We start from the raw sequence: 23,355 nt of genomic DNA, 5'->3' as shown, positions 1-23,355 counted from the left end.
GGGTCCATCGGACCCGCCCCGCGGTGTATTCACGCCGCCCGGCTCAGCGCCGCGCGATCTGGGCGCCGCCCCGGCGCAGGATGTGCTCGATCAGGGTGATCAGCACCTCCTTGACCGAGTCGCGCTGGCGGGCGTCGCAGAGCACCACCGGGACGTGCTGCTCGAGGTCGAGCGCCGTCCGCACCTGGGTGGCGCTGTGGGTCCGGTTGCCGTCGAAGCAGTTGACCGCGACGAGGAAGGGCGTGTTGCGGCGCTCGAAGTAGTCGATCACCGGGAAGCTGTCGGCGAGCCGCCGGGTATCGGCGAGCACCACTGCACCGAGGCTGCCGGTGGAGAGCTCGTCCCAGAGGAAGAGGAACCGCTCCTGACCGGGGGTGCCGAAGAGGTAGAGCACCAGCTTCGGGCTCAGCGTGATCCGGCCGAAGTCCATCGCGACGGTGGTGGTGCGCTTCTGCTCGACGCCCGACATGTCGTCGATCCCCGTGCTCGCGCTGGTGAGGACCTCCTCCGTCCGCAGCGGGCTGATCTCGCTGACCGAGGAGACGAGCGTGGTCTTGCCGGCGCCGAAGCCACCCGCGATCAGGATCTTGAGAGCCTGCGGTACGTGGTCGTCAGATCGCGCGTAGTCCATGAATCACCGCCTGGAGGAGCTGTTCCGTCGGTCCGTCCACAGCAGACGGCGGGTCGTGCCGGTCGAGCAGGCCATCGGCGTGCAGGTCCGCGAGCAGGACCCGCACCACCCCCAGCGGCAGGTCGAGACCGGCCGCCACCTCGGCCACCGAGCGGGGGTGCTCGGCGAGCGCCAGGATCGCCCGGTGCTCGGGGCCGTGCTCGGGTTTGAGTCCGACGCCGGTCGCGACCACGTGGGCGATGAGATCGAAGCCGGAGGGATCGACCCGGCCCCCGGTGATGGTATATGGCCGGACCACCGGTCCGGCCTCCTCATCAAGCCACTCGGGAGTGGCATGTTCCCGACTCAACGCCCCGGGCCCGTCTCCCGTGACTCGCCGCGATCGGCTCCGGCCGGGCCCGATCGGGCCGGTGCTGCCAGGTGGGGGCCCACCCGGGCCACGAGCAGCTCGGTCTCATAGGCGAGCAGGCCCAGGTCCGTCTCGGGTCCGGTGAGGATCGCCAGGCACGCTCCCGGCCCCGCAGAAGCGATCAGCAGGTACGCATCGGTCAGCTCGATCACCGTCTGGCGGACCGCCCCGGCCCCGAACCTGCGTCCGGTGCCCTTGGCGAGGCTCGACAGTCCCGCCGACGCGGCGGCGAGGTGCTCCGCGTCCTCGCGCGCCATCGCGGAGGAGGCGCCGACGACGAGCCCGTCCACCGACAGCAGCACCGCGTGCCGGGCCACCGGAACCCGCTCGACGAGGTCGTCGAGGAGCCACGCGAGACCACCGGGGACGGCTGTGGCTGACGAGGCGGTCACTGTGCTTCCCCTAGCTCATCGGTGTGATCCTGCTCGGCCGCGGACTGACGGGCCGCCGTCCGGCCGCTGGCGGAGCCGGACTGGAAGGCGGCCATCGTCGCTCGTACCCGCTGCGGTGTCCGGGAAACCTCGGCGCTGCCCTCAGCGGGCGACTCCGGCTCGGGTGCCGCGGCCTCGGCCCGGTTGCGACGCCGCTGGGGCAGGCCGCCGAGGTCGGATCCGACCTCGACCACCACGTCGGCCGGCGGGACCGAGACGTCGGGCGCGGCGGCCCGGCTCGGCTCGACCGAAGGCTCCGGCTCGTCGGTCACCCGGGGCAGCACCTCGGTCGCGGCGTGCGCGGCGAAGGCGGCCTTGGCGGTCGATTCGGGCGTCGCGGCGGTGGCGCCGATCGCCACCCGGCCCGTGGCGGTCGCGGCGATGGCGGGGGCCTGCGCGGACCGCTGCGCGGGCACGGTCGTCGTCGGCCGCTGCACGATCTCGGCGACGAGCTCCTCGGGGACGACCACGACGGCGGAGACGCCACCGTGTGCCGAACGGCGCAGCCGGACCGAGATCCCGTGCCGGGCGGCGAGCCGGCCGACGACGAGCAGGCCGAGCCGCGCGCTGTTGGCCGGGTCGAAGTCGGGCGGGGCGGCGAGCCGCTCGTTCGCCTCGGCGAGCGCCTCGGCCGACATGCCCAGGCCCCGGTCCTCGACGCTGATCGTGAGGTCGAAGCCCTCCTGGTCCTCGGTGGGGATGAGCTCACCGCTCACCTCGACCCGGGTGTGCGGCGGGGAGAAGGACGTGCCGTTCTCGACCAGCTCGGCGAGGAGGTGGATGATGTCGCCGACCGCGCGGCCGGAGATCGCGACCGGCGGGATCCGCTCGACGGTGACCCGGATGTACTCCTCGATCTCGCTGACCGCCCCCCGCACCACGTCGACCGCGGGCACCGGGTGCCGCCAACCGCGACCGGGTGCGCCACCGGCGAGGATGACCAGGTCCTCGGCGTGGCGGCGCATCCGGGTGGCGAGGTGGTCGAGGCGGAAGAGGTCCTCGAGCTCCTGCGGGTCGCTGGAGCGGCGCTCCATCCGGTCGAGCAGGGTGAGCTGGCGGTGCAGCAGCGTCTGGCTGCGCCGGGCCACGTTGAGGAAGACCTCGTTGAGTCCGTGGCGCAGGCTCGACTCGTCGATCGCCGCGTGCACGGCGGTCCGGCGGACCGCGCTGAAGGCGTAGCCGACCTCGCCGATCTCGTCGAGACCGAACTCCAGGGTCTTGTCGCCCTCGGCGCCCTCCACCTTGGCTCCGTGGCGCAGCCGGGAGACGACATCGGGCAGCTCGACATCGGCGAGGTTGCTCGCGACATCGCGGAGCCTGCGCAGCCGGCTCGTCACCGAGCGCGCCACCCGCAGCCCGATCCACAGCGCCAGCAGCACCGCGCCGAGCCCGGCCACTCCGGCGAGGGACAGGCGCAGGTAGGCGGCGCGGGAGACGTCGAGCGCGCGCTCGCGCCTCGGGATCGCGACCTTCACCTCGAACTCGTTGAGGTCGGTCAGCACGGTGTCGATCGCGGCGCGCCAGACCTGCGGGTTGATGGGCAGCGCCTTGTCCGCGCGGCCGTCGCGGATGACCTGGTCCTCCATGTAGGCGAGCTGGACGAAGGCGTCCTGTTTGCGCATCGCCGCGTAGGCGGTGCCCTCAGCGGCGGGCAGCTCCGCGGCGGCGTCGGCGAAGAGGCGCCGCTGCGCGCCGATCGCGCCGGAGATCTCGGTGATGTCGGAGGGCGTCATCGTGCCGGCTGCCGCGACGCCGCTGATCAGGGCGTCCTCCTGCGCGACGAACTCGCGGGCGCGGCTGAGGCCGAGCAGCGTCCGCGAGATCCGGCCGAGCTCCGGGTCGTTGACCTCGGCGAGCGGGCTGAAGAGGTGGTAGGCGGCGTCGATGACACCGGTGTAGAGGTGCATGATCGCGGCGCGGCTGGCGGTGGGGCCGTCGATGCTCTGGCGACCGTTGGGCAGGTCGGCGAGGACGGCACGGAACTCCTGCAGGCGGGAGGCGACCACCGGGTTGGCGGCGTCGGCGACCTCGCGGGAGCCCGCTTTGTCCAGGAAGGCCGCGATGGCGTCGTCGGTGATCGTGCGCTGCTTGATGAGCGCCGTCTCGATCTCGGCCGAGGGCGCCTTCGCCGTCCGGTAGCCCTGTCGGACAACCGACCACCGGCGTTCAGCCTGGAGGCGCGCGACGACCGACCTCGCCGGGTCGCCGACACCGGCCGAAAGGGTCTCCGCCGAACGGAGATCACGCGCCGGACCAATGGTCAGGGCGGTCGCGAAAAGCCACAGGCCGATGAGCGCCACCAGCGGAATCACGACCAGCGCCGACATCTTGGCGGTGATTGACCGTCTTATCATCACGCAAGCCTCCGGCGCACGAACCTAGTGGTAAACGGCCCGGATGTCCACCTTTCCCGTCCATCGTGGACGCTCGTACCTGCGGGTATGGCGCTGTGGCGGCCGAGGCTGGATACTTGCGCCTCGTGGGCGACATCATCGGGATCATCACCGCAGGCATCTCCGTGCTCGGCGCCATCGTGGCCGGCGTTCTGACAACCTGGTCCAGCCAGCGGACCCGGCGCCTGGAGCACGCGCTGGAGCAGCAGAAGCACGAGGCGACGAAGGCGGAGCGGGCGGCCGAGGTGCTCAGCCGCTACCGCGAGCCGCTGCTGCTCGCCGCGGTCAGCCTCCAGGGCCGGATCTTCAACGTGGTCCGCGACGAGTACCTGCCGCGCTACCTGCACAGCGGCGACGAGGAGCAGGAGCAGTACGCGCGGGACTTCACCGTCTACACGCTGACCGAGTACCTCTGCTGGGTCGTCATCATCCGCCGCGAGCTGCGCTTCCTCGACCTCGGTGACGATGCCCGCAACAAGGAGTTCACCACTCGGCTGATGGCCGTGGAGACGACGCTGTCCCACTCCGGGCCGAAATACCCGCCGCACTTCCGGCTCTTCCGCGGCCAGCAGCGCGCGATCGGCGAGCTGATGATGGTGCCGGGTCCGAACGGCGGGCACGAGGCGATGACCTATGCGTCATTCTGTGCCCGGCTCGACTCGGACCCGGTCTTCGCGAAGTGGTTCGCCAGGCTCCGCAGCGACGTCGACGAGATCTCCTCGAACGACGACACCGGCAACCTGCGCCTCATCCACGCGCAGAACAGCCTGATCGATCTGATCGACTTCCTCGACCCGGACCAGTCCCGGGTCGTCGACGACCGCAGCAAATACGTGCCGCGGCCCCGCGTTGCCGAGCAGGTCAGCGGCCGGCCAGTAGCCGGTTGACCGCGGCGTCGACGTCGAGGTGCTCCGTCTCGCGACCGCGGGGCACCACCACGTAGGTGCGCCGCAGGAAGCGGACGAGCACGCTGCGCGGGACCTCGAAGAGCGCGTTGCCGTCCGGTGACGACAGCGCGAGGGCGACGAAATCGCCCCGCGGGGTCGCCCACGGCCAGACACGCACGTCGCCGATGCCCGCGGGCTCGTCCAGCCCTGTGACGAGCAGCTCACGGGCGAAGGACCAGCTCACCGCCTCGCCGCCGGCCGACTCCGCGTGGAAGATCACTTGCACGGCGTACGGGTCGGCCGGGTCATATCGCAGGCTCGCTCGTACAGGTAGGGCTGTCGCGTCAGGCGCGACGAGCCGCAGGGACGTTTCGACCTCAACGGTCGTCGGTCGGATGGCACTCATGACGGACTCCCCCCGGCACCGCGGCGGAAGCATGCTCGCCCCGCCCATCCCCAATACTCAGTGACAACGTTTGGTTACGCTACGTGATGCGCTGATCTCACCCGCTAGTGGGAAGGCAGCGGCAAAGCTTCCCGTTTCTGGGCGGCTTTACTCTAGGATGTCCCGCTTTGCGGTATCCCGCTCTGCCCGGCGTCGGGGTGTGCCAACGTCGACTCACTCCCGTAACGTGCGCACCTTCCGTAAGGTGACGCACTCGGCTGCGAACGTGTGTCAGGCTGAGTTGTGGCGCTAGGCGAAAACGGATCAAAGCCTCCAAAAGGCCTCGGTAGGATCCGTCAGCACCCGACCGGCCGGATCGCCCTCAAGATCGTGATCGGCATCCTGGGCGCGCTCGTGGTCGGGCTCGGCGTGCTCCTCATCCCGCTGCCCGGCCCCGGCTGGCTCATCGTCTTCGCCGGCCTCGGCATCTGGGCGATCGAGTTTCACTGGGCCAAGCGGCTGCTGACGTGGGGCCGGGAGAAATTCCGCCTCTGGACCTTCTGGATCTCCGCCCAGTCCTGGCCGGTCCGCGCGCTGATCGGCGCCATCGGCCTCATCTTCGTCGCCGTCGTGCTCGCGGTGAGCCTGCGGGTCACCTTCGGCATCGACGTGCTCTCCTGGCTCCCCGGCCGCTGAGGTCTCACCCCACACCCCGGGCATCGGCCCCGGCGCCGGGGCATCGCCCGTGGCGCCGTCGCGGCCCGCTGGATCTCTCCAGGGGCCGCGACGGACACAGGGCCGTCACTCCGAGCGGGCCCACCAGCGGAGGCGGTGACGCGACCGGTAAGCCGCGTTGACCAACTCGACATCGTGGACCGCCACCGGGCAGTCAGGTGCCCGGCAGCCGCGCCGGAACCGGCCGTGCAGCAGGAAGTCACGCTCGCTGATCGGCACCACCGAGAGCACCGGCGTGAGCGGCGACCGCCGCCAGAACGCCTGATCTCCCACCTGGAACCGCTCGGCGGACCGGCGCGTGCGCCGGATGCCGACGAACTCGTGCGTGCCGTCGGGCCAGTCACGACGCACTGACCACGCCAGCCGCCACGACTCCACTCGTCCCATGGTCAGATTCACCACGACCACCCCCAGGTCAGGACCTGATTTGCAACTGACTATGCATCGATATAAACGAGGCGTGCAGCATTTGGTTGCGCGGTTATCGTACACCTGTTCGAAGATCGATGGGGTCGGCTCGCCGGGTGGGGCGAAGATGCGGCGGTCTCGGCCATCCTGTAAAGTCTGACCCCGATGCGGGCGATTAGCTCAGCGGGAGAGCGCTCCGCTCACACCGGAGAGGTCACTGGTTCGAAACCAGTATCGCCCACCGCAGCTCAGAGGCCATATCCCATTGATGGATATGGCCTCTTTCGTGCCGCTGAGCGGCTAGATCCCGGACTCACGCCCGCACGAGATCGTGCTGCTTCCCGGAAGCAGTCCCCTCGGAGCGGGTCGGTCAGGCCTACTTCCGGGAAGCAGCACGATCTTGCGGAAGCCAACGGTAGGCATGCGCCGTCCATGCCGGTTTGGGGCGAACGTACCCGGTTGGGGCGCGAATCGTACATACGCTGATTGATGATTAAAGATGGAGAATCCATCGCTGCGATCGCCATCAGCAGCTCAGAAGGCATATTCCATCGATGAATATGGCCCCATTTGTGTGACCGGGCGACCGCCGCCATGCTAGCTCGGCAGGATCGGTCCGGGTTCAGCTGAGCCGGGACCGGGTATGAGGGTGCACCCAGCACCGACACCCCGGAGGCAAGAAGTGGCTCAGGCCCAGATGTCCGCAGCGCAGCATGCCCGAGAGCAGATCGTGTCGCTCGGCATCCTGCTGGACGACATGGCGGGTGGCCGGTCCGGCGACGAGGTGCACCAACTGCTCCTGGACAGATTCGACCAGCCCGAACACGACAGCCGTCTGGACCGGATGGAGGTCGGACGGCACGAGTTCACGCAGACCTGGGCGGCGCTGCGCGGTGGCACCGCTCTGCCGCAGAGCGCGTGGGAGCAGGTCATCCTGCCGGCCGTGGTCGCGCTGAGCGGGCCGAAGACCCACAAGATCAATCTTGAGCTCGCCACCAACCACTGGCTGACCGCCCGCTCCGCCGTCGACGCCGTGCCGGGTCACCCGGACGAGGTGGCCGAGGCGCTGGCGCGGATCCCGTTCGTCGAGCAGGTGCCGGTGAGCGGACCGCCCGCGCCGTGGCCCGCCGCGGTACCGCTGCGCGCGGCGACGATCATCGAGAACGCACCGTCCGCCGACGACCCGCGGCGGAGCCGGCGCGGGCTGGTCTGGGCGCTGGGGGCGCTGATCGTCGTCGCCCTCGTCGCCGTCGGCACCATGTTCCTCCTGCAGGGCGAGCCCGACCGGCGCGACGGACCGCCGATGGCGGCAGCCGTCACGACCCCGGCACCGGGCATCACCGCCGTGGTGGTCGTCCCGTCGATCGGACCGAGCCCGCTGCCGACCTCGATGCCGTCCTCGGCACCGCAGCCGTCACCGGCGATCACCACCCTGCCGACGCCCTCCCCGGTGTGGACGGGCTCGGGCCAGTCGAAGCCCCCGACGGCCCCGCTCAACCTCACGGCGGTCGCCGCGACGCAGGACACGGTGGTCCTGACCTGGTCACCCCCACTGGACGGTGGCACCGGCGGCGTCGCCTACTACCGCATCCTGCGCGACGGGTCCCCGTCCGGCTGGACCCGGCAGACGAGCGTGACGATCGTCAACCTCAACTCCGGCACCGGCTACACCTTCACCGTGATCGCCTGCAACGACGCCGGGCTGCTGTCGCCGCCCAGCAACTCCGTCACCGTGGTCACCGCGACCCCGCCGTCCGCCCCGTCGCCGACACCCTCGCCCACCGACCCGGTCACCGAGGCCCCGTCACCCACGGACGCCCCGTCGCCGACACCGGACGAGCCGTCGAGCGAGGCGCCGGCGCCCACGGATCCGCCGGTCGAGCCCGAGACCGCCACGGCCTCCTGAACCGGCGCGGTCAGGGCCTGCCCTTGCGATTGATGATCCGCCGCGCCATCGAGGCGATGCCGGACTCGATCTCGGCCGAGGTGCCGACGACGTTCTCGGCGACGTCGCCCTCGGTCGCGACCTGCTCCAGCGAGGCCGCCGCGGACCGGCCCAGCCCGCGGACCAGGATGCGGATCTCCAGCCGCGCCGCCTCCTTGGACAGCTCGCGCGCCCGCCGGATGTCGGGGATCTCGCCGTCGCTGAAGATCGCGATGACCCGGTCCCCGCGCAGCTTGCGCAGCTGGTCGATGCCCTTCGTCAGGGTCGGCGCCAGTGCCGTCCCACCGGCGATCGTCGCCCGCGACAGCGCGGTGTCGACCGCCGCCGGGTCGCCGGAGAGCGGGACGAAGACGTGCACGCTGTCGTCCCACAGGATCAGGCCGACCTGGTAGTGGGCTGCGACCGCCTCCTTCACGAAGACCTTCGCACCGGCCACCGCCGCCTGCAGCCGAGTCTTCCCACCACCGGCGTTCTCGCTCATCGATCCGCTGACATCGATGCAGAGGAAGACCTTGCCCATGTACTTGTCCTGCAGCACCTTCAGATAGGCGCCGGGCGGGCTCTGCGTACCGCCGATGCTGTCGAAGGCGCGTCGCACCCAGTCGCTCATCGGGTCCCCCTGGCCGTCATTGGCGTACCGTGATGGAGTTGAGCCGGCCGGCCGCCTGCCGGCGGGCCTCGGCGTCGATGACGCCCTCGACGAAGGCCTCCAGCCGGAGCGTCACGCCGCTGCGCGGTTCGGTGGCGGTCACCTCCAGGCGGCCGTCGAGCCCGAGGCTGAGGCTGACCACGATCCGGGACCCGGCGGGCAGCCGGTCGGGCAGGCCGCTCAGCTCACCCTCCAGCGCGGGCCGGTTGTGCTCGGCCTCGGGGGACGACACCGACCCGGCCTGCTCATAGACGGCGATCTTCATGCGTCCCTGACCGGGCAGGATCGTGGCGAGCTCGGCCTGGCGGCCGACGATCGGCAGGCGCTCGTTCTGATGGATCACGTGCTGGACGAAGGTCCGGTTCGCGGTCGGGTCGTTGCTGTCCTCGATGAGGAGCCCGAGGCCCCGGGCGACGACCGACGCCGTCGCGGCCCGGCTCTGGACCGCCCGGATCCCCGGCCCGCCCGCCGCCGACACGGGCGGCCTGAGGTGGTGGGCCCGCAGCGCCGCTCCCTTCGCCACGGCGAGATCGGGGTCGTAGAGCCGGGGCTGCCAGCCGAACTCCGCGACGAGGGCGGCCGAGACCATCGGCATCCGCGACGATCCCCCCACCATCAGCACGTGCCGCACCTCGGCCGGAACCCGCCCGGCGTGCTGGAGGAGCCGACGTACCGCGGCGAGGGTGGTCTCGACGAGATCCCTCGTCATCGCCTCGAATTCGGTACGCGTGACGGTCACGGTCACGGTCCTCCCGGCCTGCCGGATCGGCACCTGCCGGGACGTGACCCTGGACAGGTCGCGCTTGAGCCGCTCGGCCATCTGCCGCAGCGTCGGCAGGAAGGACGGGTCGTCGGTCGGGTCGTCCTGCGAACCGGCGACCTCCTCGAACCGGTCCATCAGGTGCGCGACGAGGCGCTCGTCCCAGTCGGCACCGCCGAGCTCGGCGTCGCCGTCGGTGGCGAGGACCGAGATCTGCGCCCCGATCTCCAGCAGCGTCGCGTCGAAGGTGCCGCCGCCGAGGTCGTAGACGAGTGCGAGCCCCTGCCCCGGCGAGTCCGACAGTCCATAGTGGATGGCGGCGGCGACGGGCTCGCTCACGAGCTCCAGCACGTCGATGCCGGCGAGCAGGCAGGCCTGCTGGGTCGCCTCGCGTTCCCGGATGCCGAAATACGCCGGCACCGTGACCACGGCCGGGACCGGCACACCGGGCGGCGGCGGCCGGTAGCCGCGGGCGTTGGCGACCCCCTGCACCAGGGCCCGCAGGATCAGCGAGGAGATCGACTCCGGGGTGTACTCCACACCGGAGAATTCGAGCAGCCGGTCCGTACCCATCTGGCGCTTGATCAGCGCCACGGTGTGGTCGGGCGCGACGGCGGTGGCGTTGTTCGCGGCCGAGCCCACGAGCACACAGGACGCGGACTCGAAGTGGACCACCGACGGCACCGTCTCCTCGTCGAGGTCGTTGCGGAGCACGGTCGGCCTGCCCTCGGCGTCGACGGTGGCGACGACGCTGTACGTCGTACCCAGATCGATGCCGATGGGCTGGGTCCCGGCCGTCACCACGCCCCCCGCGCCCACGTGGTGATGGTCTCGAAGAACGCCGCGTAGGCGGGCGGGAAGCCCGAGGTGGCGATCAGCAGCGCGATCGCCGCGAACACCGCGCCCAGGATCAGCATCAGGACGAGTCGACCTCGGCGGTAGCCCAACGGTGGGGCCGGCTGTGTCATGCGGTCACTCCTCTCATAGCAGGGACAGTCCGTCCTGGCTCAGCAGCCAGGCGAAGGGTGCGACCGCACCGTGCTGGCCGAGATCCTTGGCGGAGACGAAGAAGTAGCGCACCTTCGCGAAGTCGTGCTCGACCGTCGCGACGAGGTTCTCCAGCCGCCGCTCGGTCAGCCACGCGCGGATCGCGGCCGAATCGGAGCGGCCCGCCACGAGGCCGTCGGCGATCGGCATCTGCACCAGCAGGTCGGCCTTGGACAGGACGAACGCCACCGACTTCTGCTCGGTCTTGACCCCGTAGCCCCGCAGCCGGTTGACGGTGCCGTTGTAGGACTCCTCCGGGTCCCGGCTCGCCGCGTTGGCGAGCGCGGCGACCTTCGGGAAGGAGAGCGCGGCCTGGTCGCGGACATCGGGCACCGAGAACGGGTCCAGGACGAAGAGCAGGGTGCGGGACAGGTCGAGATAGGAGTACTCGGCGTTGTGGCTGGGATCCACCAGGGCCTCGCCCGCCGCGTCGAAGACGTGGACCAGGTTCGACGGGGGTACGCCACCACCCTTGATCAGCACCGTCACGGCGAACGGCCTGCGCGACACCTCGGTCTTCGGCGGCGACACGTCGGACTCGACGAGCTTGAGGTACTGCTGGTAGGTGCCGTCGCTGACCGGGTCGGCCATCGTGATCTCCGTGCCGCGATCGCCGTTGCGGCTCACCACCCCGACGAGCCCGCCCATGATGAGATGGGTCTTGCCCGCGCTCGCCGCGCCGAAGACGGGGATGCGGACATCCCTCGCCATCCCGGCGCCGCTGTGCAGCGGATGGCCGCACATCTGGCACACGGCCTGCAGCCTGTACGCCGTCCGCAGCACCGTCGTGGGCAGCCGGGTGCCGCAGGAGCAGCGCCGCCACCACACGCCCAGCCGTCCGGGCTCCAGGCGCCGGTGCAGGTTGTCGCCGGTCGGGTGCGGTCCCGGACAGCGGTAGGCGGGCAGTCTCGTCACGGCGAAGCAGCTCGGGCAGCTGGCGCGGGCGCGGAAGGCGGACTGCCAGATCAGGCCGACAGCCCGCAGCACCATCGTCACCACGACACCGATCGCCCGGGCGACGGCGGTGACGAGGGCACCGACCGCGGTGATCACCGCCAGGCCGAGCACGATGCCGGCGGTCCCGGCGCCCAGCACGATCGGCACCAGCACCACCAGCGGCCAGAAGGCCAGGATGACCATGACGTTGTCACTCGACGCCATCGGCTTGTACGCCGACTGCCACATCTTCTTGATGTCGCGGCCCAACCAGGCGACGGCGGCACGGTGATCCCGGAAGACCTGGGCCGTCAGGTAATGGGCCCAGGCGACGTCGATCGTCTGGTGTGCCTTGCGCTTTCGCTTCAGCGCGGCGGCAGCGGTCATCTGCGGTGTGACGATGACGGTGAGCGGCTGGCGGCCCAGGAGCACCGAGGATGTGCGTACCAGTGCCAGTCCTGCTCCACCGGCCAGGCCGACGGGGAGCGCGATCAGCGCGATCGGCAGGGTGGCGAACGCCAGCACCAGGACGCAGACCCAGATGTAGAGCCCGATCGCCACGGCGATCGCCGCGAACGCGAGTATGTACTGCATCGTCCTACCCCTTTCGCCCGAAGATGCCCCAGCGGCTGCCGCCGCCCTTTGCCTCCGCCACGTGCTGGTTCCACAGCTCGCGGACCTCCTTGGAGCGCATCGCCTCCAGGTAGCGCTCCATCGCGTCGAGCTCCTTGTCGTCGGCGCGCCCCAGCCACCAGCGCAGCTCCGCCGCGACGGCCGCGCGCTGCTTGGGTTCGAGGATCGGCTGCCAGTCCGGCACCGCGGTCAGCAGGAAGGCGACCATCAGGTGGGCCGGGTGCCGCTTGCCGCGGGGCGGTTTCGCCAGCCTGCGGCCGTAGAGGTCGGCGACGGCGGGCAGGCACGCCAGCACGGCGACGACGGCTGACGGGCGGCCGTTGAGCAGCACGGCCTCGTAGAGCTCCGTCAGCCGGGCGGTGACGACGATCGAGGGGAGGGCCTGCAGCCGGTCCGTCGGGACCTCGGTGCGCTGGAACTTGGGCAGTGCACTGAGGAGTTCCGGCAGCCACCGGACGGCTTCGACCAGGTCGGCGACGTAGGGGGACGGGTGGTAGAGGCCGCGTTCGACCAGGCGGCACGCCAGCTCCAGCGGCTCCTGCGGCAGCGTCCTGGCGGTCCGCAGCGTGTCGTCGAGACCGGCGAAGATCCTGGTGCCGATCACGGTGTCCGCCGGAACGCGGTCGTTGATCGTCACCAGCTCGGTGTAGTGCGCCGCACGGCGGGCGAAGAGCACGGAGGTCACCCGGCTGATCTGGTTCGCCGTCAGCGGGCTGCCCAGGAAGTCCGTCAGCAGCACGTGGGCGTCGGCGGCGGGCAGGCGCAGCATCGCCGTCGAGACGACCGCCTCGTCGAGGGCGTCCGAGATCGAGCTCGTCTCCGGGAGCAGCCGCTCCCACCAGGCGTCGCCGACGGCCTTCGGGTCCCGCTCCGCACGCGCCTCCAGCTCCGACCGGAGCCGCGCCCAGAGCAGCTCGCCGGAGGGCCAGGCCCGGCTGTCGTAGCCGCGCTCGGGATGGTCCGCCCAGTCGGCGATGAAGGCGTCGACCGCGTCGGGCACCTGGCCCAGCGGCACCGCGACGCGGAAGCGCTGCGCGACGCGCAGGATCGCCTCGAACCCGGCGACCGACGCGCCCGCCATCCCCGCCAGGACCGCCTCCACGGCCGCGGCCCGCGCTTCGGCACCCCAGACCGCATCGGGGAGCTGCGGCAGCTGCTTGCCGTCGGCGAACCCGTGCGAGACGGCGCGGGCGACCTCGGCGACGAGCAGCGCGTGGCGGACGGCGACGACGCGTTCGGCCGGCCAGACCGCCGAGTCACCGCCGTCGCGGTAACCGGTGCGGGCGACCTCGTCCAGCCCGGCCAGCGCCGCCGCGGGCCAGCTGCCCACCTCGGCGATGAGCAGGTCGGTGACCCGGCCGCCGTAGATGTCGAGCTGCGCGGCGGGCCCGCCGCGAAGCCAGGCGACCACCACGTCGGCGTCCGTCCGGTCGGGAACCCGGCCCAGCTCGGCGGCGAGCCCGATCACGGGTGCGCGGTCCTCGGGCTGCCCGCTGCCCGCAGCGACCTCGATCGCGGCGAGCACGTCGTAGGCGTTCTCGGTGCAGAAGAGCGGCGCCCAGAGCTCGGCGAGCGGCGTCGGCTCCACCCTGGTCCACCGGTCCCGGACGAGGTCCACGACCATGAAGCCCTGATCGTTGTCGACGCTCACGTTGAGGCTGTTCCACCCCGGATGGACGGCGACGATCTGCTGCCTGCTGTTGGTGGGCCTGGTGGTGAAGACCTTGAATCCGATGGTGAGGGCCCGGCGCTGGGGCAGCAGCAGCGTGCCCAGCGCGATCCAGCGCAGGACGAGGCCCGGGTCGTCGGCGATGAAGAGCACCTTGCGGGCCGCCGGATCGCGCATCCGCTCCAGTGCGGAGACGAGGTGGATCAGCAGCTCCTGGCCGCCCGGTGTGGCGTTGACGAACTCCTGCGCCTGGAGTTCGTCGAACGGGCCCGGCTCCAGCTCGGCGGTGTGCGGCGGGATGCTCGTGGTCGGTGCGGGCTCGCGGGTCCAGAAGGGCGCTCCGAAGAGCTGGGCGGGGCGCAGCGACCCGTACGCGTCGGGGTTGGCGGTGATGATGGCGTGGGTGATCTGGTTGCCCTCGCGGGCACCGTTGGCCTCCCGGCCGAGGTAGGCACCCGCGGCGGTGATGAAGTAGCGGTCGAAGAGATGGGCCAGCGACGGCGGGTAATCCTCCACCGGGCGCCGCTCCCCCATCCAGTTCGCCGGCGCCTCGTAGAGCAGGGCGCTCTCGACGATCTCCATCGCCCGCTTGTCGGCCCCCGCCGAGCGGGCCTGGAACTGGAAGCCCGCGCTGCCGGACAGGCCCATGCCGGGGCGGCAGTCGGTGTAGATGAGCGATTCGAAGCCCTCGGTCATCTGGTCTCCCGGGACGGCACGACACCGAAGCGGCTCAGCAGCCACACCAGCGGCTCGTCGACCCGGTAGGGGCGTACGCCGCCCGCGTCGACCTTGGCGTTGGCGTAGTCGGGCGGTGCGCCCAGCGACGAGACGACGAAGTAGCGGAAGGTCGTGTAGTTGGTCTGGAGGTAGCTGTCGATGTCGTCGCCGCCCCAGTCGTCGAGCAGGGCTCGGACGTGCTCGTGGGTGGCGCGGCCCGCCGTCTCGTCGTAGACGCCGCCGGCCGCCACGGGCGGGCGCAGCAGCGGGTCGTCGGGGTCCAGGATGTCGAAGAAGGCATCGATCTTCGCGAACGCCACGGCGACCGGGATCTTGATCCGCTTCGACCCCGGGATGTGGCGGCTCGTCCGCAGGGCCTCGGTGACCTGGCCCAGGATCTGGATCGTGGGCTCCTCGGTGATCGCCTGCGTCGGCACGCTGATCCGGTCCCGGGCCTGCGGCAGCATGAACGGGTCCAGGAGCAGGATCAGCGCGTCCGCGGCGTCGAGGTAGGCGAGGTCCTGTGCGCTGCGCAGGCTGGACAGGTCCTCACCGGCGGTGTCGTAGAAGGAGAGGTAGGTGGTGGCGATCCGCTTGAGGAAGCCGTACAGGGTGCGGGGCTGGCGCCACTCGAAGACGAGGGGTTCGCGGCGCCCGCCCGTGGCAGCGGCGGTCTGCGGCGGCAGGGCGTGGTTCTCGTAGACGAGCTTGACGTTGTTGTCGAGCCACTGCTGGGGCGAGCTGAATCCGCCCTGCGCGTCGCCGGTGAGGCGGACCGCCGACTGGAACCGCCGGCGCAGCCCGACCCGCAGCTCGTTGGCGAGGACGGTCAGGTAGACGGACTTGCCGGTGCCCTTCGCGCCGATCATGGCGATCAGCGGGCTGTTGGAGGTGCCGAAGCTCACCGGCAGCGGCGTGTGGCAGTGCGGGCAGACCCGGATGCCGCTCAGCGAACCGCACGAGGGGCACGGTGCCTGCCGCGGCGAACGCCACCAGCTGCGCAGCGGGGGGTAGGACCGGCGTACCGGCTGGGTGTATCCGGTCTCCCGGACGCGGTCCGGATCGGAGGTGTCGGCCTTGCACCCGGCCCGGCCGACCGAACCGCGACCGTTGCACTGGTAGTGCAGCTGACCGGCCCTGGTACGCCGGTAGCAGTAGGGACAGGAGATCTTGCGCATGGCTACACCTTCAGCTGGTCGATGGGGGGATCGGTGAGCGTGACGCCCTGCGGTGGCTCGACGAAGCAGCGGATCCAGTAGGGGCGGCGGAACGCGGCCGGCAGGTCGATCGTGAACTCCCGTACCTCGCCCGTGCCGAGGTCCAGATCGGACCAGCGGTGGATCTCCTCGCCCTGCGCTGCCCGCAGCGGCATCACCTGGCCCTGGCGGGCGACGACGACGAGGTGGTCGATGTGGCACGCCGTCTCGGCGGTGACCCGCAGGACGCGCTGCGGTGACCAGCGCTGCCGCAGGCCCGGCAGGCGCTCGACCGTGTAGGCGAGGCGCCCGGTCCGGCCCGGCACCGGCTGGCGCAGGACGGGCGAGCGGGCCTCACCGAGCGGGCCGACCGTCACCGCGACGACCGCGACGTCTCCGCCGACCGCGCCGACGTCGAGCCGGCAGCCGCTCTCGGCGAAATACTGATTGCGGGTGATGCGGGTGGTCTGCTGCGCGCCGCCGTCGGCCTGCCAGGTCACCTCGGCGATCCCGACCCCGTCGGGCCACACCCACGACAGGACGACGCGGTCGCCGAGGCGCTCGGCCCGCAGCTGCCGCATCGGAGCGGCGAGGCCCTGCGCGACGTGGCGCCCCACCACCGCACCGTTGCCGCCGATGGCGAACGGCACGTAGACGTGGAAGCCGGCCGGGACCTCGGTCTCCAGGACGCAGCGGTTGTCGGTGGTGACGACGGCTCCGGCGACCTCCGTGCCGAAGGCGCCCACGGCGGTGACCGGCAGCTCCGTGCCGACCTGCCAGGACGGCACCGCATCGGAGCGGCGGATGCGCACGTCGACCGAGGGCTGCGGGGTCCACGAGATCCGCACCCGGTGCTGGGCGCCGCTGCCCTCGATCGGCTCCACCACGAGGTTCTCCACCGCCCGCGCGGTGAGGCGGGGAGCAGCCGAGACCAGCACCATCTCGGCGGCGACCTCGCCGAGCCGCTCGTCGTGGTAGACGGCGACGAGGCTGTAGTAGTACTCCACGCGCTCGGTGATGTCGGTGTCGGTGAACGACGCCGTCGACGCCTTGATCGGGTAGCCCTCGGTGGCGGAGGAGGGCGGTCGGCCGGAGGTACGCCGCACCCGCACCGAGACCACCGCCGGGTGCACCTGCCAGGAGACGACGACCTGGCTCTGGGTCGCCTTCACCGTGACATCCCGGACGGGCGGGATGACGGTGACGGTCGTCTCGGCGGCCCGCGACCACACCTGCGCCTCACCGGCGGCGAAGACGGCGTAGCCGAACCGCCGGGCGACCAACGCGCCGGGATCGACGACGGTCGTCTCGGCGGTCTCACCGACCAGGACGCCGTCCTGCGGCGAGGCCGGTGGGCGGTCAAGAGCGCGGACGACCCGGTAGCGCAGGCCGCCGATGCCCGTCAGCGGCGGGGACCAGCGCAGCGACGTGTCTGCCTCGGTGGTGACCCGCAGGTCCCGCGGTGGCGGCGGCGGGAGCCGCCGGATCCGGGCCGTGATCTCGTCGTCGTCGGTGGCGAGGGCCAGCGCCTGCCGCAGCGCCCGCTCCGCATCCGCCTCCGCGGCACCGGCGAGCGCCCGGTCCGCCTCGGCGAGCAGCGCGACGACCTTGCCGTCCGCGTCCGCCAGCAGGCGGCGCAGCTCGTCGGCCTCGCCGTCACCGGCGGGGATGGAGGCGAGCTGCTGCTGCGCCGTCCGCAGCCGGCCCTCGGCGAGCAGCTCGCGCAGGCGGGTGGCGGGCGAGACCGGTGCCGTGCCCGCGGGCAGGCTGGAGACGAGCAGGTCGGCGTCCTGCTTGGTCATGCCGAGGGCGACGGCGTTGCCGACGATGATGTTGTCGGGTACGCCGTCGACGCGGCTCAGCCGCAGCTGCTCCGCCACCTGGAACAGTGCCACCTGGCCCAGGTCGCTCCCCTGCCCCAGTGCCGTGCGCAGCACACCGAGCGCAGCCTTGCGCGCGCGCACCGACGGCGAGTCGGCGGCTCGCTCGGCGGCGGTGATCTGTGCGGTGACCGCTGCGGCGTCGAGCCGCTCCGAGCCGCCGGAGACGGCGAAGCCACCGGTGAGCGTGAAGGGACGGGCGAGACCGGGGTGCAGCAGCTGCACGATCGTGGGCAGGCCGACGACGGCGAGGTTGTCCGTGAGCGATTTGAAGGCGGTGCGGTCGAGCCCGCTCTCGGCGGGCAGCTTCACCGGATCGACGACGCGGAGCTTGGCCTGCCCGGCGGCGGCCTCCACCTCGCCGAGCGGGATGCCCTTCTGGTTCGCGATCGCGCTCAGCCTCGTCCGCAGGACCAGGCCGACGCCGCCGTAGGCCGTCCGGAGCTCGTCGACGAGCGCGGTCATGGCGGTCTTGGCGCGCTTGGCGTAGGCGGCGGACTCCTCGTCCCAGTATTCGCGCGTGGCCATCCGGCCGCCGACGACGCGCTTCTGCTCGTCGTCGGCGGCGAGCAGCTGCCGGCAGACCTTCGTCGCGGGGTGGGCCGCGGCGCCCGTCGCCTTCTGGTTCCAGAAGGCGCGCACCTTGCGCAGCTGCTCCTCGATCTCGCGCTGCCCCATGCCGGCGTCGATGCCGTAACGGACCCGCGGATCCATGTCGGGCAGCCCGCCACGCCGTCCGCGCAGCGGGCCGATCACCTCCCGCTCGTAGCGGGCCGCGTCGAAGGCCACGGGTCAGGACCGCACGGCGATGGAGCTGACCATGCTCTTCAGCGGCGCGATCTCGGCGTCGGACAGGACGTTGACCTGGACCTCGATCGTGAGCTCGCGGCGGGAGACCGGCTCGACGGCGTGCAGCGCCAGCCGGCCCTCGCTGTTGATCTCCATCGTGATCTTGATCGGCGACCCGGCCGGCAGCGGCGGCAGCGGCTCGATCGTGCCGTTTCCCCGGTCGACCGACTTGTTCGCCGACACGTCCGGGCTCTCCGTGGAGCCGGCCTGCTCGTAGATCTCGATCATGACGGACTGCTGGTTGGCCACCATCGTCTCCGCGTCGAGGACGTGCGGCCCGCTCGGCAGCGTGTCGTTGGCGTGCACCAGGTGGTGGATGTAGAACGAGTCGGGATCGGCCTCCGGGCCGTTCTTGCGGGTGTCGTAGAGCTTGACGCCGAACGCCTTCGGCAGCACGTTGGTGATCTTCTTCTCGGAGACGAGCGCGATCGCGGCGCCGGGAATGCCGGTCTGCTCCGAGAGCTCCTCGATCCGCTTCTCCCGCTGGGCCGGGGTGAGCGCGCCCCGCGGCTCGCCCGATGCGGTCGGGCCCGCCTCCTCGTGCCACACCGCCTGGCTCAGCGCGAACCGCGCGGCGCCCTTGGCGACGGCGAGGTCGGGGTCGTGCATCTGCGGGGTCCAGCCGAACTCCTGGGTGAGGCGGGCGGCGACGATCGGCATCTTCGTCGAGCCGCCGACCAGCAGGACCTCGTCGATCGCGGACTTCGGCGCAGCGCTGCCGATCTTCTCGCCGAGCGCCGCCAGCGTCCGGTGCGTGATCTCGATGGTGCGGTCCACCAGGTCCCGGGTGAGGTCCTCGAAGACGGTCCGGGTGAGCACCAGGTTGACCGGCTTGCCCGCGAAGCGCAGCACGACCGGGCGCGACTCCGCCTGCGACAGCTGGCGCTTGGTCTTCTCCGCCGTGGCGTAGAGCTCCGCCATGAAGGCGAGGTCCTCCTCCGGGTTCTCCGTCGCACCGGTCGCGGAGACGACCTCCTGCAGGAGGTGCTGCGCGAGGCGGTCGTCCCAGTCGGTGCCGCCGAGCTCCTGGTCGCCGTCGGTGCAGAGCACGGTGATCTCGTCGGCCGTGATCCGGATGACGGTCGTGTCGAAGGTGCCGCCGCCGAGGTCGTAGACGAGGATCGTCTTCTCGGGGGAGCCGTCCATCACCTCGTACTGCAGCGCGGCGGCGACCGGTTCGGGCACGATGCCGATGACGTCGAGTCCGGCGATCTCCCCGGCGGTACGGGTGGCGTTGCGCTCCAGCATCCCGAAGTACGCCGGCACGGTGATGACGACCTGCTTCACCTCGCGCTGGGTGAACTCGCGAGCGTAGTCGGCCATGTTGCGCAGGATCAGCGCGGAGATCGATTCGGGGGTGTGTGTCCGCTGGAAGAACTCCCACTGCGCCTCGCGGCCCATCTGCCGCTTGACCCGCTCCACCACCTGCTCCGGCAGGATCTTCGCCATCTCGCGGGCACCCGCCCCGACGACGACGTTCTCCGCGGACTCGAAGAAGACGACCGACGGCATCGTCAGGCTCTCCCCGATCTGGTCGCGGATCACGGTCGGCCGGCCGGTGTCGTCGATGTAGGCGATCGCCGAGTAGGTCGTGCCGAGGTCGATGCCGAAGTAGGCGGTGTTCTCCTGGGTCATGAGTTCTCCTGGGTGTTGGGCTCGCCGGTGGCCGCGGGCGGTGTCCAGCGGCGTACGCGGACGACCGCGGGCGCCGCGGGGCGCTGCACGGTCAGATCGAAGTAGCCGTCGGCGAGCTTCTCGGCGACGGTGCCGTCCTCCTCCGCCGTGGTCGCGGGGACGATCCCCGCCGCGCGGTGCCGGGACGGGTCGAAGCGGTCGCCCGCCTCGACCGGCAGGATCTGCACCCCGGCCCGTTCGAGGATCAGCTCGACGCTGTCGGCGAAGCTCGCGAGCAGGTTCGCCGCGTCGGCCGCGGTCAGCTCCAGCGGGAGGCTCGCGGCCTGCCGGATCAGGTCGTTGCGCAGGTGCTGCAGATCGGTGAGGACCGGGCGCAGCAGCTGTCGGTGCTCGCCGCCGCGCAGCAGCTGGTTCTCGTCGTGCAGCCGGTCGATGACCCGCTCGCGCGCGGCGGCGCGGTCGTTGTCCCGCGCCAGCTGGGTCCGGATCTCCACGAGCAGCTCGGCGACGTCGGGGCCGGGTGGGCCGGGGACGGCGCCCTCGTCGGTGCGGGATGGTGCCGGGTCGGTCGTCAGCTCGCTCAACTCAACCTGCCTGCGACGAAGAGGGTGGATCACCACCGCGAGGGACGACCTCGCCGCTCGTCACTGACGGACAGGGGTACGCGACGCCACCCCGCGGAATTAATAGGAAACTTGCCTTGCAGATCCATTGATTCGTGACCGAGAATGTTCCGAAGCGGTCTCCGGTGCCTGGATCGGCAGTCACGCCTCCCTTCACCGTCCCCGGAGGATCCTCATGCCCGTAAGATCCACAGCCAGCAGACTGATCTCCAGCGGCAAGCAGCGGCTCGCCCTCATCGTGGCGCTCTGCGCCGCGCTGGGCCTGGGCTTCGCCGTCAACCAGGCCCCCGCCCAGGCCGCACCCAGCTTCAAGGTGCTCGCCTTCTACAACGGAACCTGGGACGCCGCGCACATCGACTTCGTCAAGGAGGCCCGGGTCTGGTTCCCGCAGGCCGCCACGCAGAACGGCTTCGCCTGGGAGTCGACCAACAACTGGAGCCTGCTCAACACCGGCAACCTGGCCCAGTACAAGGTGATCATGTTCCTGGACGACGCGCCGCCCGCCGCCCAGCGGGCCGCGTTCCAGACCTATATGCAGAATGGCGGTGCGTGGATGGGCTTCCACGTGACCGCCTTCAACACCGATCCCAACTCCTGGAGCTGGTACTACAACACCTTCCTCGGCACGGGTGCCTTCCGCACCAACACCTGGGGCCCCACCAGCGAGACGCTGAAGGTCGAGAACACCACGCACCCGTCCACGCTGCGGCTGGGCAACACCTTCACCTCGGCGACGAGCGAGTGGTATTCGTGGAACAACGACCTGCGGCAGAACCCGAACATCGACATCCTCGCCTCGATCGACCAGTCCAGCTTCCCGGTCGGGACCGATCCGAACCAGACGTGGTACAGCGGTTACTACCCGATCATCTGGACCAACCGGAACTACAAGATGCTCTACGCCAACTTCGGCCACAACGCGATGAACTACGAGACCAACACCCGGCTCTCGTCCACCTTCGCCAGTGAAGTGCAGAACCGGTGGCTCATCGACGGCCTGCTGTGGCTGGGCGGTGCGACCAGCACTCCCCCGAGCCCGAGCCCGAGCGCGTCGACCTCGCCGTCGCCGTCCGGCCCGATCTCGCCGACCGCGTGGTATTCGGTGGTCAACAAGGCCAACGCCAAGTGCGTCGACGCCCGCAGCGCCGCCTCGGCGAACGGGACCGCGATCCAGCAGTACACCTGCAACAACTCCAACGCGCAGCAGTTCCAGTTCCAGCCGACCACGGGTGGCTTCCACCGGGTCAACATCCGGCTCAACGCCGCGCAGTCGCTCGACGTGACCAATGTGTCGACCGCTGACAACGCACCGATCCAGCTCTGGTCCTACTCCGGCGGCAACAACCAGCAGTGGCAGGCCGTCGCGGAGGGCGGGGGCTATTACCACTTCGTCAACCGCTTCAGCGGCAAGTGCCTCGACGTGCCCGGCGCCTCGACGGCGAACAGCGTCCAGCTGGTGCAGTACGCGTGCAACGGCACCGGGGCGCAGTCGTTCCGGCTCGTGCAGCAGCCGTAGCACCACGGCGGGCGCCGTCCTCCCGCAGGGGGAGGCCGGCGCCCGTACCCGGCTCAGGCCTTGGTGTAGACCTGGTGCGTCACGCCTGCCGCGAGCACCGCGGAGTGCGACAGCGCCAGCGGGATCCGCACGCCGTCCTCGAAGAGGCGGGTGCCCGAACCGACGACGATCGGGTGCACCAGCAGGCTGAGCTCGTCGACGAGCCCGGCCCGCAGCAGCTCGCGCACGAGCGTGATGCTGCCGGTGGTGAGGATGTCGCGGCCCGGCTGCTCCTTGAGCTTCGTGACCTGCTCGACCACGTCGCCACTGAGCAGCGTCGAGTTCTTCCAGGTCAGCTCGGTCAGCGTCGAGGAGACGACGAGCTTTTCGGGCCGGTTGAGGTTCGCCGCCACCGGGTCGTCGGCCGGGGCGTTCGCGAAGGCGCCCGCGAAGCTCTCGTAGGTGACCCGGCCCAGCAGCATCGTGTCGGTCTGGGCGTTCTGTGCCCACATGACCGAGAACATCTCCTCGCTCAGGTAGGGGAAGTGCCACTGGTCCGGTGCCTCGACGACGCCGTCCAGCGAGATGAACTCGGCAACCACGAGCTTGCGCATGATGATCTCCTCAGATCGGTCCCGGATGGTTGCTCCATCCGCTTCTACAAGGGCAGCGAACGGGCCCGACGAGAATCGACAACCCCGGCGAGATATTTTTGAGAAATGCGATTCCTGATGACGACCAACGGTGGCGGACCCGCCCCCGACGAGAAGCTCTTCACCGAGATGGCCCTCTTCATCGAGGAGCTGACCAGCCAGGGCGTGCTGCTCGCGGCCGGCGGCCTCGACCCCAAGGGCACCCACGTCTCCACGAAGGGCGGCGTGATGACCCTCACCGACGGCCCCTATGCCGAGGCGAAGGAGACGATCGTCAGCTTCGCGCTGGTCGAGGTGCGCTCCAAGGAGGAGGTCATCGAGATCTCCCGGCGCTTCTGGGCCATGATCGGCGAGGGCGAGGGCGACTTCCGCCAGGTCTTCGAGTAGCA

Annotated in this window: 21 protein-coding genes and 1 tRNA gene; 6 read left to right on the top strand and 16 right to left on the bottom strand. The window is 70.8% G+C overall.

Translation table 11 applies throughout. The annotated features are described in order from the left end of the window. Window positions 1–43: 43 nt before the first annotated feature. The 4 genes from F4553_RS31660 to F4553_RS31645 are packed head-to-tail and all read right to left on the bottom strand — an operon-like array spanning window position 44 to window position 3,825. A complete protein-coding gene (locus F4553_RS31660) occupies window positions 44–631 on the bottom strand; it encodes a GTP-binding protein (protein ID WP_184843451.1) in 588 nt (195 codons plus the stop codon). Next, window positions 612–980, bottom strand: a complete 369-nt coding sequence (locus F4553_RS31655) for a DUF742 domain-containing protein (protein ID WP_184843448.1) — start codon at window positions 978–980, stop codon at window positions 612–614. Before F4553_RS31655 ends, F4553_RS31660 begins: the two co-directional genes overlap by 20 nt. Beyond that, a complete protein-coding gene (locus F4553_RS31650; RefSeq protein ID WP_184843445.1) occupies window positions 977–1,432 on the bottom strand; it encodes a roadblock/LC7 domain-containing protein in 456 nt (151 codons plus the stop codon). The genes F4553_RS31655 and F4553_RS31650 overlap by 4 nt, the downstream gene beginning before the upstream one ends. Next, a complete protein-coding gene (locus F4553_RS31645) occupies window positions 1,429–3,825 on the bottom strand; it encodes a sensor histidine kinase (RefSeq protein WP_184843442.1) in 2,397 nt (798 codons plus the stop codon). The genes F4553_RS31650 and F4553_RS31645 overlap by 4 nt, the downstream gene beginning before the upstream one ends. Window positions 3,826–3,950: 125 nt before the next feature. Here F4553_RS31645 and F4553_RS31640 point away from each other — a divergent pair, with 125 nt between their 5' ends. Then, entirely contained in the window at window positions 3,951–4,751 is an 801-nt protein-coding gene (locus F4553_RS31640) for a hypothetical protein (protein ID WP_184843439.1), read from the top strand. Here the strand turns inward: F4553_RS31640 and F4553_RS31635 are convergent. Beyond that, a complete protein-coding gene (locus tag F4553_RS31635; RefSeq protein WP_184843436.1) occupies window positions 4,726–5,157 on the bottom strand; it encodes an SsgA family sporulation/cell division regulator in 432 nt (143 codons plus the stop codon). The two genes, F4553_RS31640 and F4553_RS31635, sit on opposite strands and share 26 nt — an antisense overlap. 282 nt (window positions 5,158–5,439) lie before the next feature. Between F4553_RS31635 and F4553_RS31630 the strand changes: the two genes are divergently transcribed. Beyond that, window positions 5,440–5,832: a TIGR02611 family protein gene (locus F4553_RS31630; RefSeq protein ID WP_184843434.1), complete on the top strand. Its 393-nt coding sequence runs from the start codon at window positions 5,440–5,442 to the stop codon at window positions 5,830–5,832. 105 nt (window positions 5,833–5,937) lie between these two features. Here F4553_RS31630 and F4553_RS31625 read toward each other — a convergent pair whose 3' ends face one another. Then, complete coding sequence (locus tag F4553_RS31625; protein WP_184843431.1) at window positions 5,938–6,270, bottom strand: hypothetical protein; 333 nt, start codon at window positions 6,268–6,270, stop codon at window positions 5,938–5,940. A 178-nt stretch (window positions 6,271–6,448) separates the two neighbouring features. Here F4553_RS31625 and F4553_RS31620 point away from each other — a divergent pair. Further along, window positions 6,449–6,520: transfer RNA gene (locus F4553_RS31620), tRNA-Val, on the top strand. 456 nt (window positions 6,521–6,976) lie between these two features. Beyond that, on the top strand, window positions 6,977–8,185 hold the full coding sequence (locus F4553_RS31615) for a fibronectin type III domain-containing protein (RefSeq protein ID WP_184843428.1): 1,209 nt from the start codon (window positions 6,977–6,979) through the stop codon (window positions 8,183–8,185). 10 nt (window positions 8,186–8,195) lie between these two features. Here the strand turns inward: F4553_RS31615 and F4553_RS31610 are convergent, their stop codons facing one another. The 9 genes from F4553_RS31610 to grpE are packed head-to-tail and all read right to left on the bottom strand — an operon-like array spanning window position 8,196 to window position 20,779. Beyond that, entirely contained in the window at window positions 8,196–8,834 is a 639-nt protein-coding gene (locus F4553_RS31610) for a vWA domain-containing protein (RefSeq protein ID WP_184843425.1), read from the bottom strand. A 16-nt stretch (window positions 8,835–8,850) separates the two neighbouring features. Beyond that, window positions 8,851–10,452 (bottom strand): Hsp70 family protein, encoded by a 1,602-nt coding sequence (locus F4553_RS31605; protein WP_221470558.1) that lies wholly within the window; start codon window positions 10,450–10,452, stop codon window positions 8,851–8,853. After that, complete coding sequence (locus F4553_RS31600) at window positions 10,431–10,601, bottom strand: hypothetical protein (RefSeq protein WP_184843423.1); 171 nt, start codon at window positions 10,599–10,601, stop codon at window positions 10,431–10,433. The genes F4553_RS31605 and F4553_RS31600 overlap by 22 nt, the downstream gene beginning before the upstream one ends. A gap of 13 nt (window positions 10,602–10,614) precedes the next feature. After that, the gene (locus F4553_RS31595) at window positions 10,615–12,210 is read right to left on the bottom strand and encodes a TRAFAC clade GTPase domain-containing protein (RefSeq protein WP_184843420.1); all 1,596 of its coding nucleotides are present in this window, start codon (window positions 12,208–12,210) and stop codon (window positions 10,615–10,617) included. Between the two features lie 4 nt (window positions 12,211–12,214). Continuing rightward, the gene (locus tag F4553_RS31590) at window positions 12,215–14,614 is read right to left on the bottom strand and encodes a GTPase-associated protein 1-related protein (RefSeq protein WP_184843417.1); all 2,400 of its coding nucleotides are present in this window, start codon (window positions 14,612–14,614) and stop codon (window positions 12,215–12,217) included. Next, window positions 14,611–15,813: a hypothetical protein gene (locus F4553_RS31585; protein ID WP_221470557.1), complete on the bottom strand. Its 1,203-nt coding sequence runs from the start codon at window positions 15,811–15,813 to the stop codon at window positions 14,611–14,613. The genes F4553_RS31590 and F4553_RS31585 overlap by 4 nt, the downstream gene beginning before the upstream one ends. A gap of 2 nt (window positions 15,814–15,815) precedes the next feature. Next, window positions 15,816–18,500: a SaeA-related protein gene (locus tag F4553_RS31580; protein WP_184843414.1), complete on the bottom strand. Its 2,685-nt coding sequence runs from the start codon at window positions 18,498–18,500 to the stop codon at window positions 15,816–15,818. Window positions 18,501–18,503: 3 nt separating this feature from the next. Then, window positions 18,504–20,195 carry an Hsp70 family protein gene (locus tag F4553_RS31575; RefSeq protein ID WP_184843411.1) on the bottom strand — a complete coding sequence of 564 codons (1,692 nt, stop codon included), beginning with the start codon at window positions 20,193–20,195 and terminating at the stop codon, window positions 18,504–18,506. Next, window positions 20,192–20,779, bottom strand: coding sequence for a nucleotide exchange factor GrpE (grpE, locus tag F4553_RS31570; protein WP_184843408.1), 588 nt, complete (start codon window positions 20,777–20,779; stop codon window positions 20,192–20,194). The genes F4553_RS31575 and grpE overlap by 4 nt, the downstream gene beginning before the upstream one ends. Window positions 20,780–20,993: 214 nt before the next feature. Between grpE and F4553_RS31565 the strand changes: the two genes are divergently transcribed. Beyond that, window positions 20,994–22,334, top strand: a complete 1,341-nt coding sequence (locus tag F4553_RS31565; RefSeq protein WP_184843405.1) for a ThuA domain-containing protein — start codon at window positions 20,994–20,996, stop codon at window positions 22,332–22,334. 53 nt (window positions 22,335–22,387) lie between these two features. Here the strand turns inward: F4553_RS31565 and F4553_RS31560 are convergent, their stop codons facing one another. Continuing rightward, the gene (locus tag F4553_RS31560) at window positions 22,388–22,927 is read right to left on the bottom strand and encodes a dihydrofolate reductase family protein (RefSeq protein ID WP_184843402.1); all 540 of its coding nucleotides are present in this window, start codon (window positions 22,925–22,927) and stop codon (window positions 22,388–22,390) included. Window positions 22,928–23,032: 105 nt separating this feature from the next. Between F4553_RS31560 and F4553_RS31555 the strand changes: the two genes are divergently transcribed. Then, window positions 23,033–23,353: a YciI family protein gene (locus F4553_RS31555; protein WP_184843399.1), complete on the top strand. Its 321-nt coding sequence runs from the start codon at window positions 23,033–23,035 to the stop codon at window positions 23,351–23,353. Window positions 23,354–23,355 lie beyond the last annotated feature (2 nt).

Source organism: Allocatelliglobosispora scoriae (assembly GCF_014204945.1).
GTDB classification, from domain to species: domain Bacteria; phylum Actinomycetota; class Actinomycetes; order Mycobacteriales; family Micromonosporaceae; genus Allocatelliglobosispora; species Allocatelliglobosispora scoriae.
The sequence above is the reverse complement of the archived record's forward strand: the minus strand, read 5'-3'. Positions and strand labels throughout refer to the sequence as shown.